11 protein-coding genes are annotated in these 10,165 nt (G+C 40.1%); 6 read left to right on the top strand and 5 right to left on the bottom strand.

The genetic code is table 11. The annotated features are described in order from the left end of the window. Positions 1-209 precede the first annotated feature (209 nt). The 4 genes from Q4591_RS19710 to Q4591_RS19695 are packed head-to-tail and all read right to left on the bottom strand — an operon-like array spanning position 210 to position 3,798. A complete protein-coding gene (locus tag Q4591_RS19710; RefSeq protein ID WP_102440372.1) occupies positions 210-764 on the bottom strand; it encodes a TlpA disulfide reductase family protein in 555 nt (184 codons plus the stop codon). Further along, positions 761-1,252, bottom strand: coding sequence for a heme lyase NrfEFG subunit NrfF (gene nrfF, locus Q4591_RS19705; RefSeq protein WP_303462534.1), 492 nt, complete (start codon positions 1,250-1,252; stop codon positions 761-763). Before nrfF ends, Q4591_RS19710 begins: the two co-directional genes overlap by 4 nt. Before the next feature lie 2 nt (positions 1,253-1,254). Continuing rightward, a complete protein-coding gene (locus tag Q4591_RS19700) occupies positions 1,255-1,806 on the bottom strand; it encodes a DsbE family thiol:disulfide interchange protein (RefSeq protein WP_102440374.1) in 552 nt (183 codons plus the stop codon). A gap of 15 nt (positions 1,807-1,821) precedes the next feature. After that, positions 1,822-3,798, bottom strand: a complete 1,977-nt coding sequence (locus Q4591_RS19695; protein ID WP_076543206.1) for a heme lyase CcmF/NrfE family subunit — start codon at positions 3,796-3,798, stop codon at positions 1,822-1,824. A 424-nt stretch (positions 3,799-4,222) separates the two neighbouring features. On the opposite strand from Q4591_RS19695, the gene ccmI reads away from it, so the two are divergent. Beyond that, complete coding sequence (gene ccmI / locus Q4591_RS19690; protein ID WP_102532149.1) at positions 4,223-5,491, top strand: c-type cytochrome biogenesis protein CcmI; 1,269 nt, start codon at positions 4,223-4,225, stop codon at positions 5,489-5,491. A 68-nt stretch (positions 5,492-5,559) separates the two neighbouring features. Here the strand turns inward: ccmI and Q4591_RS19685 are convergent, their stop codons facing one another. Then, on the bottom strand, positions 5,560-5,853 hold the full coding sequence (locus Q4591_RS19685) for a cytochrome c5 family protein (protein WP_076543207.1): 294 nt from the start codon (positions 5,851-5,853) through the stop codon (positions 5,560-5,562). 322 nt (positions 5,854-6,175) lie between these two features. On the opposite strand from Q4591_RS19685, the gene ccmA reads away from it, so the two are divergent. Genes ccmA through ccmE form a run of 5 tightly spaced genes read left to right on the top strand, consistent with a single transcriptional unit; the run spans position 6,176 to position 8,963 of the window. Then, positions 6,176-6,826 (top strand): cytochrome c biogenesis heme-transporting ATPase CcmA, encoded by a 651-nt coding sequence (gene ccmA, locus Q4591_RS19680; protein ID WP_102477113.1) that lies wholly within the window; start codon positions 6,176-6,178, stop codon positions 6,824-6,826. Positions 6,827-6,835: 9 nt separating this feature from the next. Then, a complete protein-coding gene (gene ccmB / locus Q4591_RS19675; protein WP_076543209.1) occupies positions 6,836-7,522 on the top strand; it encodes a heme exporter protein CcmB in 687 nt (228 codons plus the stop codon). Further along, complete coding sequence (locus tag Q4591_RS19670) at positions 7,523-8,269, top strand: heme ABC transporter permease (protein WP_102520616.1); 747 nt, start codon at positions 7,523-7,525, stop codon at positions 8,267-8,269. After that, positions 8,269-8,466, top strand: a complete 198-nt coding sequence (gene ccmD / locus Q4591_RS19665; RefSeq protein ID WP_102440380.1) for a heme exporter protein CcmD — start codon at positions 8,269-8,271, stop codon at positions 8,464-8,466. The genes Q4591_RS19670 and ccmD overlap by 1 nt, the downstream gene beginning before the upstream one ends. Then, positions 8,466-8,963, top strand: a complete 498-nt coding sequence (gene ccmE / locus Q4591_RS19660) for a cytochrome c maturation protein CcmE (RefSeq protein ID WP_102440378.1) — start codon at positions 8,466-8,468, stop codon at positions 8,961-8,963. The genes ccmD and ccmE overlap by 1 nt, the downstream gene beginning before the upstream one ends. The last annotated feature ends 1,202 nt before the right edge of the window (positions 8,964-10,165 follow it).

The following is a 10,165-nucleotide window of genomic DNA, read 5'->3' as shown; positions in this document are numbered from 1 at the left end:
ACCTTGAGGCTATTGGCCTGTCGCCGTGTCAGTGGATGCGCATTATAGGCAAGTTAAGATTTAGCGCAAGGGCTTTTATGCATAAAAAAGCAAAAAAAAGATCGCATGATGATCTTTTCATCAAATACGATCTTTTTTAATCAATTCAGGTGTAATTAGTCTATTAAGTAAGCAACCTTATATCACTATCGTTAGACTTTAATTGCAATTTATTGAAACTGTCGTAAAAACTCAACAGCGTTTTCATCATCCCAATCGACATAAGTACGCACATAAGCAACCAATTCACCTTCTTTATTTAGAATAAAGGTCGCTGGTATGGTGTCTAGTGGAAATACTTCTCGTAAATTCTGTCTTGGGTCGTAATAAGAAGTAAAAGCACCTAGACCAATAGAATCAAGGAAAGGGCTAACTTGCTTCTTGCCTTCTGCATCAATAGAGATTGGCATCAACACATATTCGTCTTTACTCAGTGTTTTCTCTAATCGATTTAATGCAGGTAGCTCTCTTACACACGGAGGACACCAGGTCGCCCACATATTAATGATAACAACTTTGCCTTTATGGGCTTCGAAATCAACTTCATTGCCTTCGGCATCATTAAAACCAATGTGTGCAATAGGAAACGGCTGCGCTAATACATTTATCTTATCAAGTGTTGATTGACTAACATGCTGTTGCTGTTTTTCCATTCCAGGATATGCATTAGCGGTAAAACTTACCGCTAATGCACCAAGCATGATCAATTTGATCATCTTGTTCATTTTTCATCTCGCTGTTGCTTGCTTGCTAATAAATCGGCTAACTCGTCACGATCTGTGTCAGTTAACTCTTGCTCCACATTTGCTGCTTTACCACGTTGTTTACGAACAACAACCAATGCAATGTAAAGTGCAATAAGCATTAGTACAAATGGGCCAATCCATAGAATGTAGGTCTTAGGATCTAATCTTGGCTTATATAGTACAAAGTCACCGTAACGACTTGTCATAAAATCTACTATTTGATCATCACTCTTTCCTTCGTCAACCATGGTGTAGACTTCAAGACGGAGGTCTTGGGCTACTGGCGAATTAGAATCGATCAAGTTCTGATTTTGACACTGTGGGCAACGTAAAGAGTGCGCTAAGTTCAACGCACGCTTTTGGTTATCGGTAGATTTAAATTCATAAGTATCTACTGGCGTTGCCATCACATTAAAAGCTAAAACTAAACTTGTCATCAAGCCAACAAGTATTTTCAATGTTTTCATTATTAAACTCCGTCTTGTTTAGCTTCAGCTTGTAACTGTTGGATCATTGGGTAGAGTGTTTCACTCCAGACATTACTATCAACTGGCCCCGCGTAGCGGAAACGGATTATACCGTTATGGTCAACAATGAAACTTTCTGGTGCTCCATATACCCCAAGGTCTAAACCTAAACGTCCATCTTTATCAAAAATGTTAAGCGTGTAGGGATCGCCTTCACGACTTAACTCACGTATTGCTGGCGCACGCTCATCTCGATAATTAACACCATAAATAGGTAAAATATTTTTACGCGCAAGCATCATTAAAAAAGGATGTTCGTATTTACATGCCGGGCACCATGTAGCCCAAACATTGATCATCGACACTTCACCCTTTAAATCAGCTTGCGTTAACATTTCACCCGGCGTTTCAAGGCGTTCAAGTTGGAAAGCCGGTACCGGCTTTCCTTCTAGTGCTGAATCCAGCTTTTGTGGATTTAAGAATAACCCCTGATAAAGAAAAACTCCCATCCCCAAAAACAATACCAATGGTATAAACAGCACCAACTTTTTCATACTTTCTCCGATATATTAAGCAGTGGCTAATTTTGCTTGTTCTGCTTCTTCTTTAGCAGTTTTAGCTTCTTTAACGCGGTAACGCTTGTCTGATGCAGCTAAGAAACCGCCGACCATCATAAAGATTGAACCAAACCAAATCCAACGAACAAACGGTTTATAGTTAAGACGTACAGCAAATTGAGTCATGCTCAATGGATCACCCATAGTCACATATAGATCACGGAACAAGCCCCAATCAATACCTGCTTCAGTCATATCCATCGTACGTACATTGTATTGACGACGATCAGGTCTTAACAATGTAACAAATTCGTCATCGTAATAAACTTCAATCTGACCTTGTTGCGCGGTGTAGTTAGGACCAACCACGTTTTTGGTTTCAATATAGTTGAAGGTATAACCCGCTAACTCTTCACTGAGACCAGGGCCCATACGAACACTTTTCTCAATCGAGTAGTTAGACACCATAGTGGCACCAACAATTGATACGGCAATACCTAAATGGGCAATAATCATCCCCATTTCACTACGGCCTATCTTGTTAAGGGTGAACTTACCTTCTTTGTCAGTTACTAGGTTATATGCCGCTCTGAAGGTTGCTAGTGCTACCCATGTCGCAGCAGCAATACCGAATGCAACCCAAAGGTTCATTTCGTTACCAGCGATAAATGGTGTTGCCAAACCAACAATTGCAGCCACAATCGCAGGGATCATAAGTTGGCGTTTAATCTCACCCGCTTTAGATTTTTTCCAGCGAATGATTGGGCCAATTCCCATGAAGCCAAACAGTACAAGTACAATTGGTACAAATACAGCGTTGAAATATGGAGGTCCTACAGAGATTTTGCCCATACCTAATGCATCAATTAGCAATGGATATAGCGTACCAAGTAGTACAGTACCTGCTGCAACAGTTAATAACACATTACATACAAGTAAGAAGGTCTCTTTAGATTTGAGTTCAAACCTTGCAGGACTGCTCATTTGACTTGCTCTTAACGCAAACAAGGTCAAGGAGCCACCAACTGCGAGGCCAAGCAAGAGCAGAATAAACATACCACGGCTAGGATCGGCTGCAAATGAATGCACTGATGTTAAAACACCTGAACGAACAATAAAGGTACCTAGCAAGCTTAATGAGAAAGCGAATATTGACAGTAATACGGTCCAGTTACGGAATGCGCCACGTTTTTCAGTCACAATAAGTGAATGCACTAACGCTGTACCGATTAACCAAGGCATGAACGATGCGTTTTCAACTGGATCCCAGAACCACCATCCGCCCCAGCCAAGTTCGTAGTATGCCCACCAAGAGCCTAACGAGATACCGCCTGTTAGGAATACCCAAGCTGCTAGTGTCCAAGGACGTGACCAACGAGCCCAAGCAGAATCTAGACGACCACTCATAAGCGCAGCAATAGCAAATGCAAAGCTAACTGAGAAACCAACATACCCCAAGTACAACATTGGTGGATGGAAGATTAAGCCCACATCTTGCAACATTGGGTTTAAATCTCGACCTTCCATCGGTATTGGGAAAATACGCTCAAATGGGCTTGAAGTGATTAGCATGAATAAAGAGAAGCCAACAATGATCATTGCTAATACCGCAAGAACACGTGCGATAAAGACTTCTTCCATACCTTTACTGAACAATGCAACTGATGCAGCCCAGACAGATATAGAGAATACCCAGAATAGAAGTGACCCTTCATGGCCACCCCACACTGCTGCAATCTTAAAGAAGATTGGCAATTGTGAGTTTGAATGATGTGCGACATAAGCCACAGAGAAGTCATCAACGGCAAAACTATAGCCTAGGCTGATAACTGAAAGAGCGATGAAAAAGAACATACCGTAACAAATCGGCCAAGCATATCTTACGAGATACTGGTCCTTACGGGCTGCACCAATTAACGGCACGGTCATTAATAGCATGGCAAATGCCACACCTATAATGAGCGAGAAGTGTCCAAGTTCTGGGATCATGGGTATTCCTCAGTGTGATAAAAGTTGGTCCGAACCTAATCAAACCAACGCATAACTAACATAATGCTATATATCAGCTACATTAACATTAGCTAATACGAATTTTGTTATATTTTAGTATTTGCTGTTGTTTATGTCTGCCTATTTCATGCAAAACTGGGTCACTAGTCTCATTCTCAAAAAAATAGAGATTAAAAACACACAGTTATAACAGCTAAGCCTATGACTAAAAAAGTTCATTTAAGTTTCGTTTGATTTCAAAGGTGGTTATTTATTTGTGAACCAGTGCCCAACTATAAGGATTCTGACTAAGTAAAATCGTATATTACTGTTCAATGAATCATCTTTACGTATAATCTAGCACTCAAGTTAGGCGGCAGTTCCGCTTTATTTTTTCAGCAACCTAAAAGTGAATATTGAAACAATGACCACATTTTGGATATTTATTGCGCTTGTCGTACTCATCAGCTTAATGCTGATTTGGATCCCTCATTTTCGTCAGCAAAAAATGCTATCTGCTGAAGAATCAGGCGTACGTAAGCAAACTAACCTTGAACTCTTCAACGAGCGCGCAGGCATTTTAGCTAAAGAACTTGAAGAAGGCTTGCTTGATCAAACAGAGTTTGACGCGCTTAAAAAAGAACTAGAAATTGGCCTTCTGCAAGATATGAAGATTGCAGGTGACGATTCTTTAGATACGAAATTAAAAGCAAAAGGGATCTTATGGCCATCAATTATGACCGTTGGTGTCTTGGCTGTTTCAGGTTACTTTTACTCAACCCTTGGTGCATACCAGGAGTTAGCTACCCCGCCACAAGCTGAAGCTTCGCCACATCAAGGTATGAGCAATGAGCAGATTATGGCTCAACGTGTACAAATGATGGAGCAGCAAGTTCAAGCTGAGCCAGAAAACAGCCAAGCTTGGTTTAGCTTAGGTCATGCTTATATTTCAGCAAACCAGTTTGATCATGCTGTTGCCTCTTTTGATAAAGTGATGGAATTAGTTGGCACAGCTTCTGAATTATTAGGCCCTAAAGCGACGGCACTGTATTACAAAAATGGTCAGCAAATGAATCCTCAGATTCAAGCGCTTGTTGATCAATCTTTAGCTTTAGATCCAAACGACCCTTCTACATTGTTGCTTGTCGGTATGGATGCGTTTTTCACTGCTGACTATCAAAGCGCAATCACAGCGTGGCAATCTATTTTAGATAGCGATCGTAAAGATGTGGATCGCACTGCACTTATGAATGCTATTGAATCTGCCCAAATGCGTATTCAAGCTGAAACGGGAGTGATGCCAAACGATAGTACTCATAACCCAATGGCAGCAGCTACAGCCGAAGCAGGTATTAAAACTGTAGATGTCGCGATATCAATTGCTCCAGAGTTAGCCGATCAAGTTAGCTCTTCAGATATGGTATTTATCTTCGCCCGTTCAACTCAAGGCCCTAAGGTACCTTTAGCTGCGACCAAAATAAGTGCCAACAGTTTACCTGTAACGGTGACACTTGATGACACTACTTCAATGGGTGGCGATGTAAAACTAAGCAGTGCTACAAATGTAGAAATTATCGCAGTGCTATCAAAACATGGCAGTGTGAAGGCGCAACCTGGTGATTTAAAAGGTATCGTTGCATCTGTTGCTGTGGGTAAAGAAGCTAAACTATTACTTGATACAGTGGTTCAATAATCCACTATCAATAAATAGACATAAAAAAACCGGCTCTTAAGCCGGTTTTTTTATTGAGCAACCTAAAATTACTTAGACATAAACTCAATAGCGTTTTTGTAATCTTCATCAGTACAATCAGTACACATTCCACCTGGTGGCATTGCATTTAAACCTGTTTTGACTGTTGCAACTAATGCATCAAGACCTTTAGCTAAACGTGGTTCCCAAGCTGCAGCGTCGTGAGTCTTTGGTGCACCAGCAACTCCCATGCTGTGACATACTGTACACGCTTTGTTATAAACCGCTTCGCCATCTTGGGCAAAAACGTTTGAAGACAAAGTCAACGCGGCAACTGCAGTCATTGCTAATAATTTTTTCATGTTCATCGTTCCTAAATGCAAATAAATTAACAGCTCAACGCCACCTTTTAATGAAGGCAGACTTATAAATCGTCATCAGATTACTACAAACTTCAATAAAACTCACCTTTTTGTGACAAGAATCTCACCTTAGCGTCCAAATGAAGACAATAAGCTAAGATAAAGTAATATATTAGAGAATCATGAAAAAGTTCACATAAGATGTATTTTATTGGAACCACTTCAAATACCTAGCACATAGATGAGCTGAATGCTAAACCGCTAATTGTGTTTATGTTAATATAAAATTATATTCATCTTTAACAGTGATAATGAGGGCTAAGTGACAGAAAACATTCAACGGCCGACCTTAATAAGAGCGAATGAGTTAACCTGCATTCGCGAAGATCGCATTCTGTTTGACGAATTGAGTTTTGAAATTAACGCTGGTGATATTGTCCAAATTGAAGGCCCAAACGGTGCCGGAAAAACCAGTTTACTACGCATAATAGCCGGACTTTCAAGGCCATACGCTGGTGAAGTCGAATATATCGATACCGATATCACACAATGCCGTGATGAATTTAATGAAGATTTACTTTACCTAGGTCACTTAGCAGGTGTTAAAAGTGAGTTAACAGCAAAAGAAAATCTTAACTTCAATTTAAGGTTAAGTGGTTATGATGACTTTGATAGTTACGATATATTAGCCAAAGTTAACTTAGGCGGTTTTGAAGAAGCCCTAGCAGGACATTTATCTGCAGGTCAGCATCGTCGCACCGCATTAGCAAGACTGTGGCATACCAACAGTCGTATTTGGATTTTAGATGAGCCATTTACCGCCATTGATAAAAAAGGTGTTGAAGAACTAGAGCAATTATTTATTCAGCACACTAAAAATGGGGGTTGCGTGATTATGACAACTCACCAAGATATGGGCATCATTACTGATGATGTGCTTCGTAAGGTAAAACTAGACTATCGTTTCGTATAAGGTACAACAATGAAAAGAGGCATAAGTTACACCCAAGCATTTATGACATTGTTGCATCGGGATCTAAAAATCGCCATTCGACATCGTGGTGATATTTTTAACCCGTTATTATTCTTTGTACTGGTAGTGACATTGTTTCCGCTAGGCATTGGCCCTGAACCACAAGTATTATCACGTGTGGCACCAGGCATTATTTGGGTCGCAGCCCTACTAGCATCGATGCTGTCATTAGAGCGTTTATTTAAAGCCGATTTTAGTGATGGCAGCTTAGAGCAAATGTTGCTCAGCCCACAGCCATTATCAATATTGGTATTGTCAAAGGTATTGGCACACTGGATTTTAACCGGTGTACCATTAATATTAGTGGCACCTTTACTTGCAGTACTGCTGCATTTAGATAGCAATAGCTATGGCGCGCTAATCTCGACACTAGCAGTAGGAACACCTGTGTTGTCCCTTCTTGGCGCTATTGGTGTTGCATTAACGGTTGGATTACGCAAAGGCGGTGTACTACTAAGCTTGCTAATTTTACCGCTATATATACCTGTTCTCATCTTCGCTACCAGTGCGATTGATGCGGCTGGAATGAATTTACCCTACACAGGTCAACTTGCTATTATTGGTGCAATGTTGGTCGGTTCATTAGTTATGGCACCATTTGCAATTGGTGCTTCATTAAGAGTGAGTACAAACTAAATGTGGAAATGGCTACATTCATACGCTGATCCTGAGCGTGCATACAAACTAGCATCAACCCTTTTACCTTGGTTTGCATTTTCGGCCATCTTATTTATAAGTGTCGGAACCATCTGGGGAATGCTCTTTGCCCCAATGGATTACCAACAAGGCGAAAGTTTCAGAATTATTTATATCCATGTACCAGCAGCCTCAATGTCTATGGCCGCGTATATGGCTATGGCATCCGCTTCATTTGTCGGGCTTGTATGGCAGATTAAAGCAGCCGATTGGGTTGCTGCCTCAATTGCACCAATAGGCGCTGTAATCACTTTTATCGCCTTATTAACTGGTGCTGCATGGGGCAAACCTATGTGGGGCACATGGTGGGTATGGGATGCACGCTTAACATCAGAACTGGTGCTATTATTCTTATACCTAGGTGTAATATCTCTTTACGCTTCATTTGAAGATAAAGTACTTGCAGCTCGTGCAGCGGGCATTTTAGCAATAGTTGGTGTAATTAATATTCCAATTATTAAATACTCAGTTGATTGGTGGAGCAGCTTACATCAACCTGCGACAATTAAAATCACTGAAAAGTCATCAATGCCAATGGAAATGTTAGCACCGTTACTTATCAATATCGTCGGTTTTGGATTAATGATTGGTGCAATCACTTTGCTACGCTACAAAGCTGAGATTTTAGCTAGAAATGGAATGCGTCCTTGGGTTAGAGAATTAGCAAAAGCGGAGGCATCGAAATGATACAGTTCGAATCATTTTCTGAATTTTTAAATATGGGCGGTTATGCATTCTATGTATGGTTGTCATACGGTGTTACCTTCGGAAGCTTAGGGACGTTACTATTCTTGAGCCTTCGTCAAAAAAGATCCGTCTTACTCGAAATATCTAAAAAGATGGAACGAGAAGACCGCCTTAAAGAAACTAGGAGTAGCAGATAGTGAATTCAAGACGCAAAAAGAGATTAACACTGGCAGTCGCATTAATTGCAGGTGTTGCCGGTATCGCATCATTACTAATATATGCGCTAAATTCAAACTTAAACTTATTCTATACTCCGTATGAAATTGTAAACGGTAAACCAGATACAGGTGACAAGCCTGAAGTTGGTCAACGTATACGTGTAGGTGGTATGGTGACCTTAGGCTCAATGGTACGTGATCCTGATAGTTTACATGTTGAATTTGCCATTCATGATATTCTTGGTGGCGAAATCATCGTAACATTTGATGACTTGTTGCCTGATCTATTCCGTGAAGGACAAGGTATTGTTGCACAAGGTGTATTAACAGAGCCTGGCGTATTACAAGCAACTGAAGTACTTGCAAAGCATGATGAAAATTACATGCCTCCAGAAGTTGCTGAAGCCATGGGCCAAAGCCATGAAAAATTAGATTACTCTGAGCAAACTCAATCCGAAGGTTATAAATACAACTAATCCAAGATTAAGTAGCGACCATACGAAATTTAAGCTTCATCCGTAAGCTAATCACCATGTAAAGCACTGACCACAATTGGTCGGTGCTTTTTTATTTGGCTTGCGTAATTAAAGTATAGGAAGTCAACTATGAGTTTAAGTTTACTGTTGCCCTCAAACAACCAAGAGTTAATGTTTAACCAAAAAGTTGTGATAATCAATCCCTCTGCATTAGCCGCAATTCCCCCCAAAAAACTATAAAGTGCTAATTACCCGGAAAATGATAACCCTAGCCTCTGCGTACATTTAAACGGACTTATATTAACAAAGTACACTAAACCCTATATTAATCGTAATAAGCTGACTGGAAGCTTTTAAATAGCTCTCAAGCAATTATATTTCTAATACCTACAGCGCATGAATAGCTATCTTACCTATTAGCACCGCACAAAACCCTTCTTTAAAAAAATTCCTTAAACAAAACTATATTCTGCATTGGAGCAAACACCAATGCCAAACCAGGCTGCAATTGATATAGTTGACTTGAATACCTTTTTTAGCAGCTAATAAAAAGAAGTGTTATTTCACTGCTTAATAAAATCTAGAATGAATCAAATAAATCTTAAAATTAGCAACTAGGGTTTAAATAACAGGTTAATCACTTTCGTTGTCCACTAGATTCTGAGCCTAACAAGCCGGGACACTTGGTGATAAAGACTTAGGTGGACTCGTTTAACATGTGCTACTTGAAAAAGATAACTGGTTTTAAGCACACGTTTAGTGGCTTTATAAACAAAGACGCAGAACCCTTTAACGCTGCCAACTAACTTAAACAGTTAACCTTTCATGGCTAGTAAACCAACTTATGTCACCAAAAAATGACACAACTAAATGGCTACAGTCAAAACTGATTACAGCAATGCAAATGACAATTTAGCTATTACAGAAAGCTTCGTAAACAACTTTCAAAGCAGTTTAACTGACTTAGGTTCAGATGATTAACAATTACAACTGGGTAGTTTGCGAGTAAATCTAAGCTAATTACGAGAAGCTAATTACGAGAAGCTAAATATTCATTTTCTTGTGGATTTACGAGTCTTCAGTCAGCAGCGAACTATTTTAAATTAATGGAAGCTCTATGCTGCTAGCCAGGTAAGCCAGGTAAGCCAGGTAAGCCAGGTAAGCCAGGTAAGCCAGGTAAGCCAGGTAAGCCAGGTAAGCCA

Origin of the sequence: Shewanella sp. 3_MG-2023 (assembly GCF_030548765.1) — a bacterium.
GTDB lineage: Bacteria > Pseudomonadota > Gammaproteobacteria > Enterobacterales > Shewanellaceae > Shewanella.
The sequence above is the reverse complement of the archived record's forward strand: the minus strand, read 5'-3'. Positions and strand labels throughout refer to the sequence as shown.

Coding starts and splice junctions, on each gene's coding strand:
- Q4591_RS19695 (WP_076543206.1), bottom strand. CDS start 3,798: ATGATCCCAGAACTTGGACACTTCTCGCTCATTATAGGTGTGGCATTT.
- ccmB (WP_076543209.1), top strand. CDS start 6,836: ATGAAAAGAGGCATAAGTTACACCCAAGCATTTATGACATTGTTGCAT.
- Q4591_RS19685 (WP_076543207.1), bottom strand. CDS start 5,853: ATGAAAAAATTATTAGCAATGACTGCAGTTGCCGCGTTGACTTTGTCT.
- nrfF (WP_303462534.1), bottom strand. CDS start 1,252: ATGAAAACATTGAAAATACTTGTTGGCTTGATGACAAGTTTAGTTTTA.
- Q4591_RS19700 (WP_102440374.1), bottom strand. CDS start 1,806: ATGAAAAAGTTGGTGCTGTTTATACCATTGGTATTGTTTTTGGGGATG.
- ccmI (WP_102532149.1), top strand. CDS start 4,223: ATGACCACATTTTGGATATTTATTGCGCTTGTCGTACTCATCAGCTTA.
- Q4591_RS19670 (WP_102520616.1), top strand. CDS start 7,523: ATGTGGAAATGGCTACATTCATACGCTGATCCTGAGCGTGCATACAAA.
- Q4591_RS19710 (WP_102440372.1), bottom strand. CDS start 764: ATGAACAAGATGATCAAATTGATCATGCTTGGTGCATTAGCGGTAAGT.